At 73.4% G+C, this 20,448-nt stretch carries 24 protein-coding genes and 1 other RNA gene; 2 read left to right on the top strand and 23 right to left on the bottom strand.

Annotated features, from left to right (window positions below):
• Positions 1 to 57: 57 nt before the first annotated feature.
• Both ACVJO7_RS23930 and ACVJO7_RS23935 read left to right on the top strand, forming a co-directional pair.
• Positions 58 to 2,412: a LuxR C-terminal-related transcriptional regulator gene (locus ACVJO7_RS23930; protein WP_491674734.1), complete on the top strand. Its 2,355-nt coding sequence runs from the start codon at positions 58 to 60 to the stop codon at positions 2,410 to 2,412.
• Positions 2,413 to 3,235: 823 nt separating this feature from the next.
• Positions 3,236 to 3,751, top strand: coding sequence for a translation initiation factor IF-2 (locus ACVJO7_RS23935; RefSeq protein WP_491674735.1), 516 nt, complete (start codon positions 3,236 to 3,238; stop codon positions 3,749 to 3,751).
• Between the two features lie 435 nt (positions 3,752 to 4,186).
• Here the strand turns inward: ACVJO7_RS23935 and ACVJO7_RS23940 are convergent, their stop codons facing one another.
• From ACVJO7_RS23940 to ACVJO7_RS24050, 23 genes are all read right to left on the bottom strand, one after another.
• Complete coding sequence (locus ACVJO7_RS23940; RefSeq protein WP_491674736.1) at positions 4,187 to 5,008, bottom strand: hypothetical protein; 822 nt, start codon at positions 5,006 to 5,008, stop codon at positions 4,187 to 4,189.
• Positions 5,009 to 5,518: 510 nt separating this feature from the next.
• Positions 5,519 to 5,836, bottom strand: coding sequence for a hypothetical protein (locus tag ACVJO7_RS23945; protein WP_491674737.1), 318 nt, complete (start codon positions 5,834 to 5,836; stop codon positions 5,519 to 5,521).
• Positions 5,837 to 5,981: 145 nt separating this feature from the next.
• Positions 5,982 to 6,173: a hypothetical protein gene (locus ACVJO7_RS23950; protein ID WP_491674738.1), complete on the bottom strand. Its 192-nt coding sequence runs from the start codon at positions 6,171 to 6,173 to the stop codon at positions 5,982 to 5,984.
• A 487-nt stretch (positions 6,174 to 6,660) separates the two neighbouring features.
• Positions 6,661 to 7,587, bottom strand: a complete 927-nt coding sequence (locus tag ACVJO7_RS23955) for a DNA-processing protein DprA (RefSeq protein WP_491674739.1) — start codon at positions 7,585 to 7,587, stop codon at positions 6,661 to 6,663.
• A gap of 137 nt (positions 7,588 to 7,724) precedes the next feature.
• Complete coding sequence (locus ACVJO7_RS23960) at positions 7,725 to 8,234, bottom strand: hypothetical protein (RefSeq protein WP_491674740.1); 510 nt, start codon at positions 8,232 to 8,234, stop codon at positions 7,725 to 7,727.
• Between the two features lie 69 nt (positions 8,235 to 8,303).
• Positions 8,304 to 8,561 carry a hypothetical protein gene (locus tag ACVJO7_RS23965; protein ID WP_491674741.1) on the bottom strand — a complete coding sequence of 86 codons (258 nt, stop codon included), beginning with the start codon at positions 8,559 to 8,561 and terminating at the stop codon, positions 8,304 to 8,306.
• Positions 8,562 to 8,628: 67 nt separating this feature from the next.
• Positions 8,629 to 8,871: a hypothetical protein gene (locus ACVJO7_RS23970; RefSeq protein ID WP_491674742.1), complete on the bottom strand. Its 243-nt coding sequence runs from the start codon at positions 8,869 to 8,871 to the stop codon at positions 8,629 to 8,631.
• Between the two features lie 435 nt (positions 8,872 to 9,306).
• Positions 9,307 to 10,071: a hypothetical protein gene (locus tag ACVJO7_RS23975; RefSeq protein ID WP_491674743.1), complete on the bottom strand. Its 765-nt coding sequence runs from the start codon at positions 10,069 to 10,071 to the stop codon at positions 9,307 to 9,309.
• Between the two features lie 250 nt (positions 10,072 to 10,321).
• The gene (locus ACVJO7_RS23980; RefSeq protein WP_491674744.1) at positions 10,322 to 10,537 is read right to left on the bottom strand and encodes a hypothetical protein; all 216 of its coding nucleotides are present in this window, start codon (positions 10,535 to 10,537) and stop codon (positions 10,322 to 10,324) included.
• Positions 10,534 to 11,565, bottom strand: coding sequence for a bifunctional DNA primase/polymerase (locus tag ACVJO7_RS23985; RefSeq protein ID WP_491674745.1), 1,032 nt, complete (start codon positions 11,563 to 11,565; stop codon positions 10,534 to 10,536). Before ACVJO7_RS23985 ends, ACVJO7_RS23980 begins: the two co-directional genes overlap by 4 nt.
• Positions 11,566 to 11,938: 373 nt before the next feature.
• Entirely contained in the window at positions 11,939 to 12,595 is a 657-nt protein-coding gene (locus ACVJO7_RS23990; protein ID WP_491674746.1) for a hypothetical protein, read from the bottom strand.
• Positions 12,592 to 13,077 (bottom strand): hypothetical protein, encoded by a 486-nt coding sequence (locus ACVJO7_RS23995; protein ID WP_491674747.1) that lies wholly within the window; start codon positions 13,075 to 13,077, stop codon positions 12,592 to 12,594. The genes ACVJO7_RS23990 and ACVJO7_RS23995 overlap by 4 nt, the downstream gene beginning before the upstream one ends.
• A gap of 70 nt (positions 13,078 to 13,147) precedes the next feature.
• Positions 13,148 to 13,471, bottom strand: a complete 324-nt coding sequence (locus ACVJO7_RS24000) for a hypothetical protein (protein ID WP_491674748.1) — start codon at positions 13,469 to 13,471, stop codon at positions 13,148 to 13,150.
• The gene (locus ACVJO7_RS24005) at positions 13,468 to 14,079 is read right to left on the bottom strand and encodes a hypothetical protein (protein ID WP_491674749.1); all 612 of its coding nucleotides are present in this window, start codon (positions 14,077 to 14,079) and stop codon (positions 13,468 to 13,470) included. Before ACVJO7_RS24005 ends, ACVJO7_RS24000 begins: the two co-directional genes overlap by 4 nt.
• Before the next feature lie 19 nt (positions 14,080 to 14,098).
• Positions 14,099 to 14,166, bottom strand: an RNA gene (locus ACVJO7_RS24010) — hammerhead ribozyme type II.
• Between the two features lie 76 nt (positions 14,167 to 14,242).
• Entirely contained in the window at positions 14,243 to 14,623 is a 381-nt protein-coding gene (locus ACVJO7_RS24015; protein ID WP_482638822.1) for a WhiB family transcriptional regulator, read from the bottom strand.
• A 119-nt stretch (positions 14,624 to 14,742) separates the two neighbouring features.
• Positions 14,743 to 15,156 carry a single-stranded DNA-binding protein gene (locus ACVJO7_RS24020; RefSeq protein ID WP_281010742.1) on the bottom strand — a complete coding sequence of 138 codons (414 nt, stop codon included), beginning with the start codon at positions 15,154 to 15,156 and terminating at the stop codon, positions 14,743 to 14,745.
• 306 nt (positions 15,157 to 15,462) lie between these two features.
• Positions 15,463 to 16,086 (bottom strand): hypothetical protein, encoded by a 624-nt coding sequence (locus tag ACVJO7_RS24025; protein ID WP_281010741.1) that lies wholly within the window; start codon positions 16,084 to 16,086, stop codon positions 15,463 to 15,465.
• Between the two features lie 83 nt (positions 16,087 to 16,169).
• On the bottom strand, positions 16,170 to 16,748 hold the full coding sequence (locus ACVJO7_RS24030; RefSeq protein ID WP_491674750.1) for a hypothetical protein: 579 nt from the start codon (positions 16,746 to 16,748) through the stop codon (positions 16,170 to 16,172).
• Positions 16,749 to 16,776: 28 nt separating this feature from the next.
• Positions 16,777 to 17,196, bottom strand: coding sequence for a hypothetical protein (locus ACVJO7_RS24035; protein ID WP_281010739.1), 420 nt, complete (start codon positions 17,194 to 17,196; stop codon positions 16,777 to 16,779).
• 258 nt (positions 17,197 to 17,454) lie between these two features.
• The gene (locus ACVJO7_RS24040) at positions 17,455 to 17,955 is read right to left on the bottom strand and encodes a hypothetical protein (protein ID WP_281010738.1); all 501 of its coding nucleotides are present in this window, start codon (positions 17,953 to 17,955) and stop codon (positions 17,455 to 17,457) included.
• A gap of 87 nt (positions 17,956 to 18,042) precedes the next feature.
• Positions 18,043 to 19,734: a ParB/RepB/Spo0J family partition protein gene (locus ACVJO7_RS24045; protein WP_491674751.1), complete on the bottom strand. Its 1,692-nt coding sequence runs from the start codon at positions 19,732 to 19,734 to the stop codon at positions 18,043 to 18,045.
• Positions 19,735 to 20,037: 303 nt separating this feature from the next.
• On the bottom strand, positions 20,038 to 20,286 hold the full coding sequence (locus tag ACVJO7_RS24050) for a hypothetical protein (protein ID WP_491674752.1): 249 nt from the start codon (positions 20,284 to 20,286) through the stop codon (positions 20,038 to 20,040).
• Positions 20,287 to 20,448 lie beyond the last annotated feature (162 nt).

Consider the following 20,448-nt stretch of genomic DNA (forward strand, 5'->3'; position numbering starts at 1 on the left):
GGGAGCTGGTTATGATTTATGCCATGCTCTGGCCAGTCACGTGAGCAGGAGGGCGTCATGGTCGACGTCGCCGGTGACGCACGGCGCCAGCTACCCGCTCTGGGCAGCGGTAGGGGCCCGGTGCGTTCACTGACGAGCTTTATCGGTCGCGAGCGAACCCTCGACCGCCTGCGCTCGGAGCTGTACTCCTCCCGGTTGGTGACGCTGACAGGACCCGGCGGTGTCGGGAAGACCCGCACTGCCGTGACCGCGGCACGCGAGATGGACTTCGCCGACGGCGTCCACGTCGTGGAACTCGCGAGCGTCACCGACGCCTCCCAGATTGCACCCGCCGTCGCGACCGCGATGCGGGTGTCAGACCAGTCGAACAGGGACGCCGGGGACCGCATCGTCGATCATCTCGACGGTGCGTCGGCGCTGCTGGTCGTCGATAACTGCGAGCACCTCATCCAGGGCAGCGTGCGGCTGATCCTGCGGCTCCTGCACGCCCTTCCCCAGCTCAGGATCCTCGCCACCAGCCGTGAGCCACTGGGCATCCGAGGCGAGCAGGTCCATCGCCTCGACCCGTTGGCCGTCCCGGACGTCGAGTCCGCGCCGGACACCCTCGAGCAGGTGCCGGCAGTTCGACTGCTGCTCGATCGTGTCCACAGCGTCCTGCCCGAGTTCACAATCACCGATCACAACCGTGACGCAGTCATCACCCTCTGCCGCAGACTCGATGGGATCCCACTCGCCATCGAGCTCGCCGCCGTGCGGCTGCGTTCCCTGTCGCCCACGCAGGTCGTCGACCGGCTCGACGGGCGCCTGTACTCGCTCTCCGGCCCGGCCAACGACGCCGAACCGCGCCAGCAGTCGCTTCGCGCGTTGATCGACTGGAGTTATGCCCTGTGCGGCCCCGACGAGCAGTTGCTCTGGGACCGCATATCAGTGTTCCCGGCTCCCGTGGACCTCCCTACCCTCGAAGGGGTCTGCGGGTATGGCGACCTGCACGGTGATCGGCTCCTCGAAGCGCTCGACGGTCTCGTCGGCAAGTCGGTCGTGCTCGTCGATCGGGACGACGACGAGTCACTGCGCTACCGGCAGCTCGTGTCGCTGCGCGAGTACGGTAGCGAACGCCTCGACCGAGCCGGTGCGACCGACGAGGTCCGGCGGCGCCACCGGGACCACTTCATCACCCAGACCCAAGGCACGATCGATCGCTGGTGCGGGCCTGAGCAGGCCCGCGACCTGGCACGTCTGCGGCATGACCATCCGAATCTGATCGCCGCTCTCGCCTGGTCCGCCCAGACCCCGGGCGAGGCGCCGGCCGGTGCGCGCCTGGCGACCTTGCTTCGATACCACTGGATCGCCGGTGGCTTCCTGACCTACGGGCGGCGATGGCTCGAACATCTCCTGATCCGACTGGAGCCGGACACGGCAGAGCGCGCCGACGCACTCTGGGCCGCGTCGTGGGTGGCCTTGATCCAGGGCGACCAGGCCGCTGCACGGGAGCACCTTCCGGAGTCGATGAGGATTGCGAAGTCGCTTGGCGACGTGGCGATGCTGGGGCACGCCACGCACTGGACCGCCCTACTGAACCTGTTCGAGGGCGACCTCACCGCAGCGGTAGACCGGTACCGCCAGGCGATCGAGCTGCACCGCACCGCCGGTGACGTGCCAGCTGAGCTGACCGCCGCCTACCAACTCGGTACGGCCGAGATCTATGCCGGACGGCCGCACGACGCGATCGCCACGGCCGCAAACATCGTGGAGCGCGCCACAGCCGAGGGCGAGCAATGGAACCATGGCTACGCCAAGTGGATCGAGGCGATAGCGCGGCTACACCTGGGTGAGCTCGAGCTCGCCCAGGACGCAATTCTGACGACGATGCACATCGAGTGCGATTTCCGCGACGGAGTCTGTGCTGCACTCGGCATCGAGGTCGCCTCGTGGATTACCGCGGCGCTGGGTCGGGCAGCCGAGGCAGCGGCATTGTCCGGGCTGGCCGACTCGGTGTGGCGCAAGCTCGGAACCTCGCTGAAAGCCTTCGGCCCGCACCTCTCCGACGAGAGACGTTCCTACTCGCACCGAATCGACGAGACCCTCGGTATCGAGCGTGCAAACACCCTGCGCGAGGAGCACTCAGTCGCCACCCTCCCGGACGCCATCCGCCTGTGCATCGATATCGTGACCTCGAACGAGTGCACAACGCCGGTCGTCCCAGCCAAGTCGGGGCAGCCAGCCGCACTCACCACCCGCGAACGCGAGGTCACCGCACTCATCACTCACGGTATGAGCAACAAGGAGATCGCCAGCCGATTGTTCATCTCCCGGCGCACCGTCGACGGCCACGTCGAGCGGATCCTCAGGAAACTCGACTTCGCGTCCCGCACGCAAGTCGCCAGCTGGTTCAGCGCCCAGCCTGCGGACTGACCCCACCACCGGCGCGAACGCGCCCCATTCGGCCAGCTGCTCGCCGAAGCGGGCACGCAGGAGCAGGAACGGACCTCGTCGGCGGTGACGGCACGGGTTGGCGTACGGCACCGCGTCAACCGCCTCGACCACCCGATCAACGCCCGCCTGCGAGAGGGCCAGCTCGGCCAACGAGGTGGTCACAACACCGAGCCAGCGAAGACCGCTCCCACAGCGCCGTGGCGGGCGCGTCCGCCACAAAGGCCCACGACGGCCTCGGCACCGATGTCCTTCAAATCCCGAACATTGCCGCCGATAACGTCCTCGGCGGACCCGACGCACAGCCCCGGAGGGTCAACGCGCCCCGGCCGCCTCGAGCCCGGGGAACACACTGATTCACCAGCGCGGCAAGGACGACGTGCTCGAGCCCAACGATATCGAGGCCGCGTTCCCCGGGGCGGTGGCCGCGGCACATTTGAACCACCTGACTCCGGCTGAGCCCTCGGCCTACGCGGTCGCTCGCCGTTCCCGGCGCCCGGGGCGCGGCCCCGGATTTGGCGGCGTCATCGTCGGTGAGGATGTTTGCGATGTGAGCAGGCACCCCGTAGGCAGCCTGGAGGCGATCCAACGGCGCTGTCATCTTCGTGGCGCGCCAGTGCTGTCGTTTGACCGTCGTTCCACAGCAAGAAGGGCCGTGAAGTAGACAGGGACGGCTAGGATCTGGTGACCGGTATCGACGCTGCAGGGGACACCGGTTGGTGACCCTGTGAGGGTCCGCGGGGGCAGCACTGGGTGACCCCGGTCGGGCTCGCCATGGTCAGAGCAACCGCGGAGGTGGGGCGCGTTGGCAGGCAAGGGCAGGACGAAGACGGACCGGCAGGTTCGGGACCGGGTCGCCGAGCTGACCGCGGCCCGGGACCGGCTCGATGCCGAGGAGGCCGAACGCCGGCGGCGTGAGGACGAGGCGTTCGAGCGCTACGCGCGCGCGGACGCCGAAGCGGCTCAGGTCGTTGCCGAGCGGGACGCCGCGCTGGCTGACCTCGAGGTGCAGAGTCGGCGCGTGAGCGACGACGCCGATTCCCGGCTCGGTGAGATCGAGCAGCGCCAGCGCGAGATCCTCGCCGAGCTCCAGCGCGCCGGCCGCAAGGTCGACGACTTGGCCGCGATGTTCGGTCTCGCGGTCAAGCGGGTGCGGACCCTTCTGCGGCAGGCACGGCCCCCGGCCGGGTCTGCCGCCACAGCGGCCGCGCCGCAGGCGCGCGACGCTCACGACCCGGCCGAGCCGACGCCGACGGTGGCCGCGGTCGATACCCCCGCGGCCGGCCCGGCCACCGATCCCGCCGACCAGGCCTCCGCGTAAGCCGTGGCCGCCCTACACGGGACGGCCGACTCCGTGGCCGCGTCGGCTGGGCTGTGCCGCCGCCAGGCCGGGTCCGCCGAACGCTCGGCCCGGCGCGGCCCCTGAGCGCCTCGCGCTGGGCCGTGCTGCCGCCATGGCGGTGGTCGTCTCCTCGTCCTCCGCGTGCCGGACCGCGGTTCACCGCCCGGCCGGCTCGCTGGCCGCGCGGACCGGGCTGTGCCGCCGCCAGGCCGGGTCCGCCGAACGCTCGGCCCGGCGCGGGCCCTGAGCGCCTCGCGTCCCCGCCGGCGGCCCGGGGGAGACGCTCCGCCGGCGGACCCGTGGTGCGGCGACAGCGTGCCGCCGACCGACCGGCCCGGGGGGCTCGTTCCGCGTCGGCCGGGCACACGCCAAAGGGGCCCCGCCGTGGCGGGGCCCCTTTCTCGGTGGTGCGGGTCAGGCGGGCTGGCGGGCGTGCCAGTCGGACACGGTGAACTTGTCCTCGGTGCGCAGGCACCGCCAGTCGCGGTTGAGCCGGGCGTTGCGCTCGGCCGGGGTCGCCGACGTGGCGGCGATGTACTCGCAGCGCGCGATCAGGACCTCGGCCCGGGTCGCGGTGGCAGTCCGGATCGCCACTCCGGCCGTGCCGTCCTCGCGGCAGTCCTCGCACAGCCCGTCGTCGTGGCTGCGCTGCTGGTCGCGGGTCGACCGCTCGACCCCGCACGCCACGCACGGCAGACCCCGCATGGGCGGCACGGCGGCGAGGTCGTAGTCGAGCTGCTGGTAATCCGACTGCTCGTCGGTGTCCTCGGCCGGGTCGACCCGCTCGTCAAAGTAGCGCCGCGACGCGGTGTCGTTGTCGGTGGCGCGCTGGCCGCGCCGCGGCTGCGGGCTGCCCTGGCGGGTGACCACCGAGCCCGGGCGGCGGCGGGCGTACTCGCGCCGCTCCGCCCGGGTGGCCTGAGCCATCCGCTCGGCCTGCGTGGCAGCCTCCGCGCGGCGCTCCGCGTGCGGCACGCACGCCAGCACCAGGGCGCGGCCGTCCTCGTCGCTGACCTTCCACAGGTCCCGCAGCTTCGGAATCGTGACCGCCGGGTGGGTCTCCAGGGCGGCGAGGATCTCGCCCAGCAGCGCGCGAGTGGTCACCGTCGCCGTGTCGGCGAGCCGCGCGGTACGGCGTCGCGCCTCGCGCGTCGCACCCGCCGCAATCAGGTCGGCCACCTGGCCCATCTTCTCGGCAGCGTCGATCGTGGTGGTTTCGGCGGTCTGGGTGTTCATCGTGGCTGCACTCCTTCGCTGGCCGGTGCTCGGTAGCGGGTGGGCTTGTCGGCCCGTGATGGGTAGCGGGCGCCTTGCCCCGCTGCCGCTTCGCGGCGGTTGCACGGCCTCCGAGGCTCGACGTCAAGGGCAGCCCGAAGGGCTGTCGCCGAAGGCGACGCGGAGCGCCAGCGGAGCGCCCTTGATGTTGAGTGAGGCCGTGCTTAGCTTTAGGGCCGACAAGCCCATCCGCCCCGCCGCAGGCGGGTCCCTCGGGGTTCTCGGCCCGCCGCGGCCTTGAGCGGCCCCACGCCACCGCCGCCCGCCCGGCCTGGCCGAGATCCCGGCCTGGTCTGGCGCGCGGCCCGGTAGGGCCGATGGCCGCGCCCCGCGCGGCCGCTCTCCTCGAGCCCGGCCCCTGGCGTACCTGCCCGGGAACCGGCGGGTCGCTCCCGGCGTCACCTACCGGCCCGGCTTCGCGGCCGGGCGTGGATTGCTGGCGGGCGCCGCTGCCGGCGCGGGCTGCGGCGTCTACGGCGCCGGGTCGGTGCCCTCCAGGCGGTGATGCTCGGGCATCTCGACGATCTCGTCGCGGCGGGAGTCCCAGGCGGTGCAGTGCACCCGCGACCGCCCCGCCCGCGGGCCGGTGAGGTCGACCTCGACCAGGGCGAAATCCGAGAACGGGATCACCGCCCAGGCCGCTTCCCCGGTCAAGACTTCCTCGACCCGGTACTGGCAGTCCAGGTAGCCGCTGCGGTAGATCCCCCCGACCCGGCGGGGCCCGATCGCGGCCCGTGTCACCTGGTCCAGCTCGCCGAGCTGGTCGCTGCCCTTCGCTGCTGATGCCATCGTGGCTTCTCCTCCCGATCGTGCGTGCGGTGTCCGCGCGTCGATGACGCGCGAGCTCGGGCCCGGCAGGGCCTGTCGCCGCGCTCTACGCGGCGTTGCTACGGCGCAGGGGTCCCGCCGAGGGCGGGACCCCTGCGGGCCGCCCTCAGAAGGCCGGCTCCTCGTCGCCGTAGCTGCTGACCGCCGGCTCCAGCGCGCCGAGCAGCTCGTCCTCGACGAGATCGGCGGCGATCTCGGCCTCACGCCGGGTCAGAGCCGGCACGTCGGTCCCGGCGTAGACGTGGTGCCCCAGGACGGGGCTGAACTCGATGGCGCTGGAAGTGGTGACCGTGCTCATCTGGGCCTCCGGTGGTCGGTGCGGCTGGAACGCGGCGCAGCCTCAGCACGCCCGTGCCGGGGTCCCGAAGGGACGTCGGGGAGCCGGTGCTGGCCCGTGCGGGTGAGACCGCCTACCGGCCCCGACGAACCCGGCCCCGCTCGCCGGTTGCGGTCCCCGCTCCTGGTGAGCGGCCAGCGAGGGTGACCACCTGGCCGAGCCGGACACCGCCGGGCGGCCGGCGACGGGGAAGCCGCCGCGGTGCCCGGGGGACGCTCACAGGGCGGTATCACCCGCACGGGTCGGCGGCGGCTCATCGGCGCTTGCCCCGGCACGGGTGTGCTGACCTCCGGGCGATCCAGCCGTGCCGACCACCGGAGGCCCCACCCGCACCCCTACCGGCACCGACGGCCACCGACGGTGCCCACCAGCACCGAGCGGGCGACCACACCACCCCGACCGGCACCGACCTGGTGACCTCTCGGTGCCCACCGACACCGAGCAGGCCCTACGGCTCCAGGCCGAGCGCGTCGACCACGTCGGCGCCGCTGGTGACCAGCGTCGCCCCCAGCCGGAGCAGCTGGTGTGGCCCGGCCGACAGGACCGATGTGGCTGGACCGGGCACAGCCATCACGGCTGCGCCGAAGCCGCGCGCGGCCTCGGCGGTGTGCAGGGCCCCGGAGCGGGCGCCGGCCTCCACGACCACGGTGGCGTCTGCGAGGGCGGCCTGTAGCCGGTTACGGGCGATCACACGGCGGCGGCTCGTCGTGGCCCCGGGCGGCTCGGCGCTGACCAGCAGCCCGGTCTGCGCGATCCGCTCGAGCAGGTTCTCGTGCGCGACCGGGTAGGCCCGGTCGATACCGCACGCCAGCACGGCCACCGTGGTGCCGCGCCCGGCCAGGGCACCCCGGTGCGCAGCGGCCTCGATCCCGAAGGAGGCCCCGGCCACCACCGCGTAGCCCCGGGCGGCGAGCCCGCCGGCGAGATCAGCAGCAACGTGGGTGCCGTAGCTGCTGGCCGCACGCGCCCCTGTCACACACACCATCTCCGCGGACAGGACCGCCAGGTCGGCCTGGCCACGCACCCACAACCCCACCGTGCCGCTCAGGGCCGTGGTGGTGGGCCACTGGTCGTCCTCGGGGATCAGCAACCGTGCCCCGTACCGGGCACCGGTCTCGACGTCGGCGGCCGCCCCTGCGGCCGCGGCCCACACCTGGGCGCGGGTCACGTGCTCGGCCAGCGCCTCGGGGATCTCGCCGGTGTAGAGCTGCTCGGCCGCCGCACGGGGCCCGGCCTGCCGGATGAACTGCTCCAGGGCGGGACCCCCGGGCTCGACCAGCCGCAGCAGGACCGCCCGCGCGGTGCGGGTCTCGGCGAGCGGGTCCGGGCCCGGCATCGGGCCGGGAATCGACAGGCGGATGTGGGTGATGGACATCAGGACACCTCGCGGATCGCAGGAGAAAGGGGGGTGGAAATGGGTGTGCCCGGGGTGGGTGTCCACCCCGGGCACATGCGGGTCTCATCGACTGCCGGGCCGCCGCCCTGGCGGCCGGCGCCGCAGGCTGCGGCGGGTCAGTTGCCGGGCTCGTGGTCGGGCTCGGCTTCGCGCTCGGCCTGGTTCTGCATGGCGATGCTGTGGTGCAGCAGCTGCTCGTCATCGGCGAGTCGGAGGCGGGCATCCCCGTCAACGTCGAGCTCCCCGGCGGCCTCACGCTGCTCGGCCTCAGCGAGGGCCTGCTCGGCGCGGTGCACGGCCACGTTGGCGTGGCAGACCCGGTCCAAGGCGGCCAGTGACTGGTCCCCGAAGAAGTCGCGTTGGTCGCGGGCGGCCATCCGCTCGACACAGGCATCCTCGAGCCTGGCCGCAGCGCGGCCCACGGCCGGGGCGCGGAACGACCCGTCGGGCATCAGGCCGAGGTCACGCACCGCGTAGGCCTCGTAGTGCTCCGGCGCCATGATGTCGCCGTAGTAGAACCCCGACCCCGGGGCGATCTCGCTGCTGTCGGCCATGCCGAGCTCGACCATCCGGGCGTCGATCTGGGCCACGTGGCGGTCCCACGCGGCGCTGCGGGTGTCACTCATGCCGATCTCTCCTGTCAGTCACGGGTGCGTGGGCGTTGCCCCTGGGTGTGCGGTGCAGAAAGTCCGAGGTCAGGGCTCCGGCTCGGCTTCCGCTGCCCCCGGCTGGGGCTCGGGTGGCCCGTACTGGGCCAGGACCCGGCGCGCGGCCGCCACGGCGAGGCAGTCCTCGCCCGAGCAGACCTTTTCCGGGTCCTCGTGGTCGGCGAGTGCGTACTCGAGCCCCGTCTTGACGGCCCGGCTGATCCGGTCATCGCCGGGCTGGGACTCCAGGACGGCGGCCGCGTCGCGCAGCAGACGCTGATGTTCTGGCACAGACAGCGATGTCATGAGGTTCCTCCTGGCAGGGCTCCGCCCGGGGCCGGTGGTGGACCGGCCCCGAGCGGGCGAGGGTTGGTCAGGTGCCGGGCTCGTCGTCGTCGGCGGGCTCGGCCTTGGTGACGGTGATGTTGTGCGCGACCTCGAGCGGGAGCGCGGACGCGATGCGGTGCTCGCCGTCGCAGCCCGGGCAGGGCACGACCTCCCCGGCCTCGTGGGTGCCGGGCACGAAGGTGCCCGCGTCGGCGCACCCGTCGGCGAACTCGACCATCGTGGTGTCGCTGAGCAGCAACCCGTTCTCCATGCGGAACTTCTCGGCCATCTCGGATACCTCCGTGTGCTCGGTCGGTGCGGCTGGAACGCGGCGCAGCCTCAGCACGCCCGGGCCGGGGTCCCGGTAGGGACGGCGGGGATCCGGTGCTGGCCCGACCGGTGTGAGACCGCCCGGCGTGCCCACGGCACACCCGCCCACCCACCCCGGGTGCACACGCGCCCACGCCCGGCACCGGAGGGCAGGTGGAGCCCACGCCCACGGGGCCGCGGCCGGGCTGGTCGGGGACCGGCGTACCGGCACCGGCCGCCCACGGGAACCGATCAGGCGGTCTCACCCGGTCGGGTCGGCGGCAGATCATCGACGCTCGCCCCGGCCCGGGTGTGCTGACCTTCGGGCGGTCCAGTCGCACCGACCGAGCACACCCCAAGGGGAGACCCACCCCGGACCCACGACCCGGATCCGGGGTGGGGGTGGCTGGTCAGATCAGAACGGGGCGCGGCCCTCGGCCCGCCAGACCGCGGCCGCGTCGAGCAGCTCCGCGGCCGTCGAGTCATCCCAGCCCTGCACCACCCGCAGCGCGAACACCGCCTGCTGCTGATCCCGCACGCCGCCGCGGCCGCCGAGGAACTCGAGCAGCTCACCGACGTCGCCGTCGTCGGCTCCGGCCGCGGTCGTGATGGTGGCCGGTCCGCGGCGCAAGCCGCGGCGCAGCCGCCGGGCCTCCCGGGTGGCCTGCATCGCCGACCGCGCCGCCTCGCGGCCCCCGCGCCCGCTCGACGGGTCGAGCAGCCGGCTGGCCCAGTGCCGCCAGATCCGCGTCGTCGAGGGAACGTCGCCGAGCAGCGCGGCTGCCTGGTAGACCGCCGGCTCGCCGCCGGCCCGGTTAGGACCGGGGTGGGGGTCGAGGACGTCCTGGCCGGGGCAGAACGGTTCTCGGCAGGGTTCGCCGTGCTCGGCGCCGCAGTCGCGGCAGCCCGCGGGCAGCGGCGCCCTGCCGAGCACCACCACCGTCGCGGTCTCCGGGTCGTCGGGGTCGAGCCGCCCATAGCGGCCGCACTGACCGCAGGTCACGGTCTGGTGCTCGCCCCAGTCGGGATCGGCCACGATCCGGCCCGCGCGATCGGCCGGGTGCAGGGCCACCGACCGGGTCGAGCAGGGACACCGGTGGACCGTGACCCGGTCCGGGATGAACTCGCCCAGCGTTGCGGCGGTCTGGGCGGGTTCGATGGTGGGTTCGTGAACGGTCATGTGCTGCCTCCAGGTCGTGGCGGTGGGTGAGAGCACCTCCTCTGGGCACGACCGGGTGGGCCCGGGCGTGGGTTCGCGCTGGCCCATCCGGTGTGGGATCACCACTGCCCACCCGCGGCCGGCGATGCCTCGCCGCCGCGGTGATCCCGCCCGGATGGCGTCAGCACGCGGTCCATCGCCTCCGGGGCCCTCTCGGGCGTGCAGGGTGCGGCAGTCACCCCCGCCACGACCTCGAGGCGCACCCCGCCGGCTACCTGGTGGTCTCGCCGCCGGCGGGATCCCGGTCGCCGAGCACGGCGGGGCCGGGGAGGTACTCGATCCGGTCCGCGCGCCCGTGCGGATTCTCGGTGATCCAGTTGGCGGTCGCGGCGGCGATCGCCTCACCGGCGGTGTGGCCGCGGATCTGGTCGTCGTGGGTGCGGCCGTCGGGCCAGTGCACCCGCACTGCGTGCCAGCACCTGGTCACGACGCCTCCCCACCCTCGCCACCGTCGTCGGTGGTGGTGCTGTGGCGGCGGTCGATACGTCGCGGGGATCGAGCGCCGTAGGCCATCCCCCGCGTGACGGTGCGTTCTGCTTCGGCCTGGGTGAACTCGTCGACGCCGATGTGGACCGCCGCGGCGTCGAGCAGCAGGGCGTGGGCGTTGTCGGCGTCGAGCTCCCCGCCCCCGACGAGGCGGCCCAGGGTGCGGGCCGCGCCGAGCAGGGTGATCTGGCGCTGCCCCTTCGGCGCCTGTTCGACGGCGGCGGTCTCGCCGGCCAGGATCGCGGCCACGTAGGCATTCGCCCGCCGGGTCGGCAGGACGAGGGCCTCGCCCCGGCGCGGCTCCGGCGGCGGGGGAGGGGTCAGCAGCGCGGCCAGCCAGTCGGGCAGCTCGGCGATCCGGCCGTGCTCGGCCACGAAGTAGGCCCCCTCGGGGCGGACACTGCCGGCACCGACGACGAACCCACCGGCCGCTCGGGTGTCGATCAGCGGGCCCAGGCTGTGCCCGTGCCCGCCATGGGTGTTGCGCAGCTCCAACCCGTCAGGCATCCGGTAATAGAGGTGCTCGCCATCGGTCGGGGTGCGCGTCGAGTAGGTGTCGGGCAGCGTCTGGCCGTGCCGGGCGGTGAGCTGGTCGAGAACCTCACGGCCAGTGGTCGCCCCGCCCCAGTCGGCGAGGGGTTCGGTGCTGGTGTCGAGGTCGATGACCACGATCCCCGACGGACCACAGGCGATCCCCACATTGAACCGCGACGATTCGCCGTCGCCGGACCACCAGCGGCAGATCTGGGCCCGGTCACGGGTGGCGCGCTGCTCCCAGCCCTGATGACCCTCGGCGCAGATCCCCCGCCCGCGGCAGCGCTCGGCGCTGTGCCGCGGCACGGCCGGGAGCTTGCCCCCCGGCTGGACCGGGAACACGAACAGCCCGGCGGCGGCCGCATCGAGCGCAACCCGGCGCAGCCGCACCACCTCCGGATCCTGGCGCCGTGCGCGGGTTCGGGTGCGTGCCATGCGGTGATCCCCCTCTCGGCCGCGGGGATCAGCATCGCACCGATCAAAGCGATTGCGGGACACATCAGTGCTGGTCTGAGTGCTCATCAGAGGTGGTCTCCGTTCGTGAGATCCGCACGGTGCGCGGCGGGAAAAGGGGGTTCGGTGGCGGGCCGCCCGGTGGGGCAGGCCGTGCGCCTGCCCCTTGGGGGCGTGCCCGAAGGGCGTGTAGAGGCTCGCGGGTCCAGGGCAGCCCGCCAGGGCTGTCGCGACAGCGACGCGAACGGCGCCCTGGACGCGGGAGAAACACGCCCGCACCCTCGGCCCGACACCTCTCGAACCAGAGCCAGCGCGGCGTAGCCGCTCCCCTCGCCGCGGTGGTCGTTGCTGCAGCTCAGCTGCGGTGGAAGGGGTGCAGACCCTCCCCGTCGACCGAACCCGACGCCGGCCCGGTGGGCGGTGCGGTGTCGTCTCCTGCAGGACCAGCCGCCGCGCGGGCCTCGCCCTCGGTGCAGTGGTGGACCAAGCCCAGATCGTCGTCCTCAACCAAGTAGCCGTCCCGGGCTGCAGCCCAACACTCCTGGTCGAGCTGCCGGATGGGACGGGGGTCGTTGCCGTCCTCGTCGGCGGCCCGTTGGGCGGCCTGCGCGGCGGCGAACGAACCGGGGTAATGCGGCTGCTCCCACACGTCGTTGCCGTCGACAATCCAGCACGGGCCGGTGATTCGGGCGACCCACGACGCCGGTGCGTCTGCGGCCCGGGGCCGCTGCTCGATCGCGTCCTGCACCCGCATGTGCTCGACGGCGTCTACCGGCTCCTGGGTGGGATCGTGGTGGTCGGCGGGGGACAAGCCCACCGGGCTGTCCTGAGCCCCCTGTGCGTCGAGGAGGCGTGTCACCTCTTCTGCCACCTCGACCGCGGCGTCGTCGCGGGCGTGGTAGAGCCGATCCGGGGGGCAGCCCGCCTCGAAATCGGGGTGGGCGACCAGCGCCGCGTGCGCGGTCGCATACCGCGTGACCAGCCCAGTGAGGTCAGTCAGATCGCTGCTCACGACTGCGCCGCCGTCAACTCGTCCTCGGCCGCGCTCCAGGACCGCACCGGTCGATCCGGCCGGGCCAGCAGCACTACCAGGGCGGCCGGGTCGACCGTGCCGGTGGCGAGCCGGTCGAGCGTGGTCGTGGTGGCTGGGAAGGTCTCGCGCAGCGCGTGCTCCTCGGCGGGCAGCGCGTCGTGCAGCGCCTGGCGCAGGACGGTGACGATCGAGCCCTCCCCGGCCAGCAGCAGGGCGTAGTCGCGCAGCGCGGCCGTGGACAAGCCCCAGTGGGTGTCGTCCTCCTCGTTGTCGGCGGCCGCGTGTCCACGCAGCCACACCGCCGCGTCGTCGATGTGTCCACCTGCGGCGATGGCTGCGGCGAGCGCATCAGCTTCCATGCAGGCCATCGTCGGACCGGCCTCGGCTGCGGTCCAGCCGTTGCCGAACACCCACGCCAGGTGCGCGATCACGGCCTGATCGGTGCTGCTCTGCTGGTTCATGACAGTTCCCTTTCGCATGGGACGGTTCAACGGGTTGCCCCGCACGCGGGGCGGCACGGTCGGCGGCGTTTCAGCGGGTGGCCAGGCCGGTCGCGGTCAGGTCGTAGGCGCTGAGGCAGCCGATGCGTTCACCGTTCGCGGCGGTGACCACGTAGCCATCGGCGGCCGGGGCAACCCCGTAGGGCTGCGCGCGTTGACGGGCGCGGTGGCAGCCGTCCGGGCACACGCCCTCGATGAGGGCCAGGCGGCCATCGGCGAGGCGGACCGGGGCCCGTCGCAGCACACCCTGCTCTGCGGCGGTGAGCCGGGCGGTGCGGGCCGTGACCAGCAGGTCGTGCACGATCAACGCGCGCGGGTGGCAGCGGCGCCGGTTGAGGGTGGCGACGCTGCTCACGAGGCCACCGCCCGGCCGCGCAGGTCGTCGAGGGCACAGCGCCAGGTTGCGGGCCGGGCGGTCGCGGCGGCGGCGTGCAGCGTCTGCTCGTCGACCGGTTCCGGGTCGAGCACCTCGACGCTGCCGGCGGGCAGGAACCGCAACCCGTCCTCGCCGGCGGGCGCGATCCCGACGCGTTCGCTCGTGCCGCGGGCGTAGCGGTCCGGGCCGATCCACCGGACCTCACCGGTGACGCCGACGTTCTTGCCGCGCTGGGTCAGCGATCGCACCCGGCGACCCACCCGCGGTGCGCTGGCGCGCGCCCGCGCGCGCTCGATCAGCTGGGGCGCCAGCTGGCGCCGGTACCAGGCCAGGGCGGCCTCGCGGACCTGCGGCGTCGCGTCGACCGAGGCGGTGTTGTGGTAGGTCCAGCCCCGCGTACTGGCGTACTCGCGAGTGGTGACCTGCTCGCCGTCCCAGACCACGGCGAACAAGTCGCTGTCGTCGTAGCCGTTGTGCTCGTAGGTCTCGAGCACCGCCCCCACAGCGGAGGTCTGGGGGTCCCCGCAGGGCCGGCCACTGTTCTTGATCTCGGTGGTGCAGGCGGGCCCGCACACGGTGATCGACATCGGATACCTCCCGAGTGAAGTGGATCTGCCTCGTCAGCGCCGGGGAGATCAACCCCGGCGGACGCCGCCGGCGGCGGCGTTTCGGCTCACGTGTCGTCCTGCGCGCACGTGCCCCGGCCGGGGGCTCGGGGCGCAGCGCCACGTCCGGTGTCGCCACCGACGATCAGGCGCTGGCGGCGGCGAGCCAGCGCTGCAGCGTGCGCGGACTGACGCCGTACTGCTCGGCCACAACGACGCGCGCAGTGCCCTGGCGGACACACGCCACCGCGGCGGCCCGCCGCGCCTGCCGCGGGCTACGCTCCGCAGCAGCCCGGCACGGGGTGCGGGGCCGCGACCGGCGGCGCTCGTCGTCGGTCGTTGCGCCCCACACCCCGACCTCGCCGGCCCGAACCGCCCAATCGAGGCAGGCCGCGGTCACCGGGCAGCGCCGGCACACGGCCTTGGCCCGCTCCACCTGGCGGGCCGCAGGGCGGCCGGTACCGACAGGGAAAAACAGCTCCGCGTTCTCCCGGCGGCAGGGCAGGTCGTGGTCCAGGAAATCCATCACTACTCACCTCGCATGCGGGCTCGGACAGGACCGGCCCCGGGACAGGGCCGGGAGTGGAGACCGGGCGGGGCGCCGCCGCTGTCGGTGGGGCGCCCCGCCCGGTAGCCGCCCGGGGGTCAGGCGACCGGCTCGGGGGCGGTGGTCGACCCGGTGTGCTCACGCCGGGGCTGGCGCGTGACGGTGATCGCCGCCTTGCGGGTGTCGGCCGTGACGATCTTGGCCTGCACCTCGGTGCGGGCGATCTCGCGTGACTGGCCGTCGTCGTCGGTCACGGTGAACGAGTTGTCGGCCAGCTGGCCGATCACGACCACGGGGTCACCGGAGCCCAGGTTGCTGGCGTTCTCGGCGACCGGACCGAACGCGACCACGTTCAGCCAGAGGGTCCGGCCGTCGCGCCACTCACCGGTGTCGCGGTCCTGGTAGCGCTTGTTGATCGCCAGGGAGAACTGCAGCCGCGCCCGCCCGGTGTGCTCGTTGAACTCGAAGGTGGGCTTCTTGCCGATGTTGCCGATGTAGGTCTGGTCGTTCATGGGTGCCTCCTGGATGCGTGTCGGGCTGGTTGGTGACGCGGCCCTGCCTCAGCGCGCCGTGGTGGGGCCCGTCAGGGGCGGCGGGGGTTCGACGCGGGCCCGAGCGGGTGGGATCGGCCGCCAGGCCGACGAGCAGCGCGAGCTCGTCTCACCCGCTCGGTGTCGGCGCCGGTTCATCGCCGCGACCCCCACCGCGGTGTGCTGACCTTCGGGCGTCTCCACACCGAGACCCGACACGTCTCCGGGAGGCACCCCGGTGGCGAGCCGCAGACGCCCCAGGACCGACGTCCGAGCCCTCGCCGCCCGCTACCGCGGGTGCCGTACACCGGCCAGCACGGTGCGGCCCTGGGTGATCGCGTCGTCGATGCCGTAGATGCCCCAGCAGGCCTCGACCTCGACCCAGTCCCCACCGCCGCATCCGCCGTGCTCGCACGCGGTCCCTGCGGGGCACGGTGTCCACTGTTCGGCGATGTAGCCGACGACCTGCCCGCTCGCCCACTGGTCGTAGCTCTCGACTTCGCCGCGCAGGTAGGCGCGGGCCTGCTCGTCACCGGGGTAGCTGTCCCCGCACGCGGTGCGCAGTTCGCTGCGGAGCAGGTACGCCAGCCCGGCTTGCCCGGAGTCCCACGGGTCGGCGAATGACCCGACCCGTGCCCCGGCGCGCAGGGCGAGGTCGCCGTGGGCGTAGCCCCAGACCGGCACCACGACGGCGTCGTGGAACACCGTCAGGTAGCGGGCGGGCAGGCGCCACCCGCCGCGTTCGCGCAGCTGCTGTAGCTGGCCGGTGTGGTCTTCCCACGGCAACGCGTGACGGGCCACGTCGAGTATCAGGTGCCCGACGGTGCCCCAGTCGCGCGGTGACTGCGGCGCGTCGTCGGGCAGGACCCGTACCCGGCCGCCGGGTACCTCGACGATCTCGATCTCTTCCATGGCTGGTGTCCCTTCACAGACGACGACGGGGGCGCCCACCGCGTGCGGTGGGCGCCCCCGGTCGGGGAGTGCAGTGGTGGTGGTCAGTGCCAGATGACGTCGCGGGCCTGGTCGCGGGCGAACAGGGCGACTTCGCGCAGAACGTGGAGCCGGTCCTGCAGGTAGCCGGCGCGCCGGCCGAAGTCCACGACCGTGCCGGCCGTGTTGAGGTCTCGGACCGGTACGCCGGCATCGGCGGGGGCCAGGGCCAGGGCCAGCTCGGCGCGGCCGAGCATCTGCTCGGCCGTGAGCTCCCCGACCAGGGGCGTGTCCGCGTCCGGGGGCGGTGCGGCCGCGGCGCCGGGTGGGGGCTCGTGGACGTCGGCGGCGCCGAGCTCGGCGACGAGCCCGAGCGCGCGCAGCAGCAGCATCGCGTTGCGGTTGCTGATGTTCAGGCTGGGGTCGGTGTCGGTGCTGTAGTGCACGACCACGAACGGGCGGTAGGCGTGCTCGCCGCAGTCGGGGTCGGTGCAGTACCGGCGATGGTCGGCCAGCCCGGCGACGGCGGCGTCGTAGTCGGCGAAGTAGCGCCGGTCGGTCGGCGGATACGCCGGGCACTCGAGGCTCGCGCCCAGCTCAATCGGGCCGCCGGCGGGCGGGGCAGGGCAGAAGGTGACAGACATGGCGGGCACTCACTCCCAGACGAGAGGGTCAGTAGTCGCTGGACAGGGCGGCGTACTGGGCGGTGGTTTCGAACCGGTCGTGCAGGGGGATCGCCGACCCGCCGCAGCCCAGGTGCGCCGACAGCGCGCGGAACCGGGAGTCGCTGCTGTAGATGAACGCCCCGGAGGCCATCGGCCCGACCCGGTCGGGGCGGGCCAGGTCGGGCACGGCGATGCCGTACGTGCCGGCCCGCTCGATCAGCCGCACCGCCGGCGCCTGCTCGTCGGGCGCGAGCACGGCCGCTGCGTAGTAGTCGACGAGGTCCCCGACCAGGGTCACGCGGGTGACCCGACCGGAGATCCCGCCGTTCGAGCAGTCGGGCAGGTCCGCCGCGCGCAGGATGCTGACCCGCAGGCCCCGCCGGGTGTCCTGCGTGCCGGGGTTCGCGGTCGGGGTGATCTGGTTCATGGGGTGCCTCCCTGAAGGCGTGTCGGGCTGGTTGGTGACGCGGCCCTGCCTCAGCACGCCGGGGTGCGGCCCGAAAGGGGCGGCGGGGGTTCGATGCTGGCCCGAGCGGGTGGGAACCGCCTGCGGCGGTCCGAGCCCCCCGGCGAGGCGTGTCCCACCCGCTCGGTGTCGGTGCCGGTTCATCGCCGCGGACCCCGCACCCGGTGTGCTGACCTTCGGGCGTCACCCACCGAGCCCCGACACCCCGAGAGGGCGTGTTCACCCGGCGCGGGCGATGGCCAGCAGCGTGTCCGGGGCGGTGAACCAGGCGCGCACGACATCGCTCGCGTCGTGCTTGTCGAAGCGGGCGGCGAGGCGTTCGAGACCGCCGGGCATGCGCACGTCGATCTCGGCGACCAGGTCGGCGATCGGGTAGTCGAACCCGGCACCGCCGTAGAGCTCGGCGTACTCGGCCAACGCAAGCTGCTGAAACAGCTCCTGGTCGCCGAGCCCACGCACCGCCTGCTCGACACCGCCGGCGGGTGCGGGCAGCTGGTAGACGACGCCGTCGTTGAGCGCGACCTGCATCGGCGGGTTGTCCGGGAACTCGGCGGCCAGGTCAGTGGTGTCGACGCTGATCCGCAGCAGCGGGCCGGGCTGCCAGTACGCGCTGACCAGAACTCCACCGACGCGCAGCGCGGGGCGCTGGTCGTCAGTGGTCTGCGGCAGGAACTGGGCATCGCGGTTGAGCTGGTCGTGGACGTGCTCGGTCTGGGGCATCTCGATCTCCTTCGTGAAGGGTGGTGCGCAGACACGCCCGGGCGGGACGGCTGTGCCGGCCCGCCCGGGCGTGTGGTGGGTGCTGGGTCAGTCGGACTCGTCGTCCGGGAGACCGCCGGGCTCGGCGCTGTCGAGCTCGGCGGCGGCGGTGTCCGGCTCGCAGTCGGGGGCGGGCCCCGCGGCTGCGTCCTCCTCCTCGTCCGCGTCGCCGCCGTCGACGTTGTCGCCCGGGGCGCGGGTGGCGGTGTGGTCGGCGTTCGGGTCGAGGGCGAGCTGTTCGACCTCGCAGAGCGTGTAGCCCCAGTCGCGGAGCTGGGACAGGTAGCGCTGCGTGGCGGGGTCGGCGTTGCGCCAGTTGCCCTGGTGAGTGCCGGCCTCGTAGGCGCCCAGCACGAACGCCAGCGACAGCATCGTGGCCCGGGCGGTGCTGGTGGTGCGGGCGGCCTCGGCGAGCGGGTTGACCCGACCGCTGTAGTAGCCGCCCCCGTCCGGGGCGGCGAGCCCGAGCAGCTCACACGCCAGCGCGTTGCCCGACTCCATCGCCTTGCGCAGGGCGTGAGCACCCTGGCCGAGCTCGGCGGCGACATAGACCGCCGCGCCCTTCGGCGCGGACTTCTTGGCCAGCAGCTCGGCCAGCCACTCCCGGCGCACGGTCTCCGCCGACGTCCACGCCTTGTTGTTGGCGATCACCCGCCGCCGCTCGATGCGCGCCGCTTCCTTGTCTCGGGCTTCGCGAGCGGCGCGCTCCTCGTCGCTCTCACCCGCACTGCCACCGGCGGCTCCCGTGCGGATGCGCATGCTCTCGCGCAACGGGGCGTGCCCGTGCGCGGTCGGGTCCAGACACAGCCAGCGCACCCGGGACTGGGGGTCCTGGCCGTAGTGGCGGACGGTCACCACTTCCGCGGCGTGGCCGGGGCAGTCCCGGTGGGCCTCCTCCTCCAGGACGGTGTCGTCGGGATCCTCGGAGCTGGGCCGCAGCCGGAACAGCTCGGTCGCCGCGGTGTAGCGGTCGTCGTCGCGGTCGATGACCGGCACCCCGGCCTCGGTCAGCTCGGCGACCGCCGCCGCATACACCTGCTGCTCGGCGCGCGCGTCACGCAGCCACTGCGCGACGTGCCGGAACCGCTCCGGCTCCCGCACCGCGACGACGGTGAGCTGCTTGACCGCCTCGTCGTCGTCCTCAAACTCGGCGATCACCGACATCTGCACCAGGTCCAGCTCATAGCGCGACCCGATCGCGACCGCCCGCGCGCTCTGCGCGGCCTGGGTGGTCGCCCGGACCCGATCGGCCTTGGTGCGCACCACTTTCGCGATGTCGGCCGGCTTGAACCCCAGCCCGAGCAGCTGCTGGTGCGCCGCGACTTCCTCGGCATCAGCGATCCCACGCCGATGCTGATTCTCGACCAACTGTTCGACTATCCGTTCGGCCTGCCCGGCCCGGTAGTCCTCGCTGCCGGTGTCGACGGCGTCGCCGTCCTCGGAGGCCGGTTCGGGGGAGATGATGACCGGCACCTGGGACAGACCGACCCGGACCGCGGCCAGCGTGCGGCGCTGACCGGTGCGCACGATCAGGGTGCCATCGCTGGCGCGGCGGCGCACGGTGATCGGTTCGCGCACTCCGCGGTCGCGGATCGAGGCGCAGAAGTGCGGGTCGAGATTCGCGTCGAGGCGGGTGTTGACCTCCAGCTCCAGGGTGTTCGGGTCGACCAGCGCGAGACGGCCGAACGCCGCCGCGTCCAGCACAGCCGTCTCGGTGGCAGGGGTCGGTTCTACGGTCATCAGACCTCCCACAGGGGAAAGCGGCCCGCCCCCGGGCACGCGTGCCCCGGGGGCGGTGCGCCCCGCGAAGCCCGGGGGCGCACCACGTGGCCCGGGCAGCGCCGGGACCGGGCCGGCGTGGGTTCTGCCGTGGTCACCCCGGTGTGGACCCGCCCCCTGTTCACCGGTCACTGGCCCAGTTCGTCGGTCGGGCGGGTTCACCCGGGGGGACCTCGCGGCAGGTTCATCGCCGATGTCCGGTCCCGGCGCTGCCAGCGTGTGCCCGCCCCTGGCCGGGGGCGGACACAGCCGCGGAGCCGACCCTCACTGCACCTGCCTGGCCGTCGCGTGGTCGTGACCGTGCGGGCAGACCGCCTGGTGGGTGTGCGGGCACTGGTGTGCCGGCACCGCATCCACCGCGGTGGCGGCCGCGACCTCGGCCAGAGCCCTGGTCAGGGCGGGCAGCAGCCGAGGATGCACCGCGAGCTGCACCCGCGCATACAGCGGCCAGCGCCCACCGCCGAGCCGCACTGCCTGTTCAGGTGGGCCGGTGACCTCGTGCCCGAGGCTCACCTGGCTGATCCGGACCTGCTCGACCGCGCCCCGGTAGGGGTGCTCGGTGGACCAGCCCCACCCGGCCCCTGGGGCTCGGTGACCCGCCAGGTCTGCTCGTCGAGGGTGCTCAGCGCGGCCGCGAGGCGCGCGCCGATCTCACCGACGCTGCACTCGGGGCGG

Source organism: Pseudonocardia sp. DxW, assembly GCF_058448985.1.

Coding starts and splice junctions, on each gene's coding strand:
- ACVJO7_RS24005 (WP_491674749.1), bottom strand. CDS start 14,079: ATGTCGATCACCGTGTGCGGGCCCGCCTGCACCACCGAGATCAAGAAC.
- ACVJO7_RS24020 (WP_281010742.1), bottom strand. CDS start 15,156: ATGAACGACCAGACCTACATCGGCAACATCGGCAAGAAGCCCACCTTC.
- ACVJO7_RS23955 (WP_491674739.1), bottom strand. CDS start 7,587: ATGTCCATCACCCACATCCGCCTGTCGATTCCCGGCCCGATGCCGGGC.
- ACVJO7_RS23940 (WP_491674736.1), bottom strand. CDS start 5,008: ATGAACACCCAGACCGCCGAAACCACCACGATCGACGCTGCCGAGAAG.
- ACVJO7_RS24045 (WP_491674751.1), bottom strand. CDS start 19,734: ATGACCGTAGAACCGACCCCTGCCACCGAGACGGCTGTGCTGGACGCG.
- ACVJO7_RS23945 (WP_491674737.1), bottom strand. CDS start 5,836: ATGGCATCAGCAGCGAAGGGCAGCGACCAGCTCGGCGAGCTGGACCAG.
- ACVJO7_RS23975 (WP_491674743.1), bottom strand. CDS start 10,071: ATGACCGTTCACGAACCCACCATCGAACCCGCCCAGACCGCCGCAACG.
- ACVJO7_RS23970 (WP_491674742.1), bottom strand. CDS start 8,871: ATGGCCGAGAAGTTCCGCATGGAGAACGGGTTGCTGCTCAGCGACACC.
- ACVJO7_RS24015 (WP_482638822.1), bottom strand. CDS start 14,623: ATGGATTTCCTGGACCACGACCTGCCCTGCCGCCGGGAGAACGCGGAG.
- ACVJO7_RS23950 (WP_491674738.1), bottom strand. CDS start 6,173: ATGAGCACGGTCACCACTTCCAGCGCCATCGAGTTCAGCCCCGTCCTG.
- ACVJO7_RS24030 (WP_491674750.1), bottom strand. CDS start 16,748: ATGTCTGTCACCTTCTGCCCTGCCCCGCCCGCCGGCGGCCCGATTGAG.
- ACVJO7_RS24035 (WP_281010739.1), bottom strand. CDS start 17,196: ATGAACCAGATCACCCCGACCGCGAACCCCGGCACGCAGGACACCCGG.
- ACVJO7_RS23985 (WP_491674745.1), bottom strand. CDS start 11,565: ATGGCACGCACCCGAACCCGCGCACGGCGCCAGGATCCGGAGGTGGTG.
- ACVJO7_RS24025 (WP_281010741.1), bottom strand. CDS start 16,086: ATGGAAGAGATCGAGATCGTCGAGGTACCCGGCGGCCGGGTACGGGTC.
- ACVJO7_RS23960 (WP_491674740.1), bottom strand. CDS start 8,234: ATGAGTGACACCCGCAGCGCCGCGTGGGACCGCCACGTGGCCCAGATC.
- ACVJO7_RS23965 (WP_491674741.1), bottom strand. CDS start 8,561: ATGACATCGCTGTCTGTGCCAGAACATCAGCGTCTGCTGCGCGACGCG.
- ACVJO7_RS24040 (WP_281010738.1), bottom strand. CDS start 17,955: ATGCCCCAGACCGAGCACGTCCACGACCAGCTCAACCGCGATGCCCAG.
- ACVJO7_RS23995 (WP_491674747.1), bottom strand. CDS start 13,077: ATGAACCAGCAGAGCAGCACCGATCAGGCCGTGATCGCGCACCTGGCG.
- ACVJO7_RS23930 (WP_491674734.1), top strand. CDS start 58: ATGGTCGACGTCGCCGGTGACGCACGGCGCCAGCTACCCGCTCTGGGC.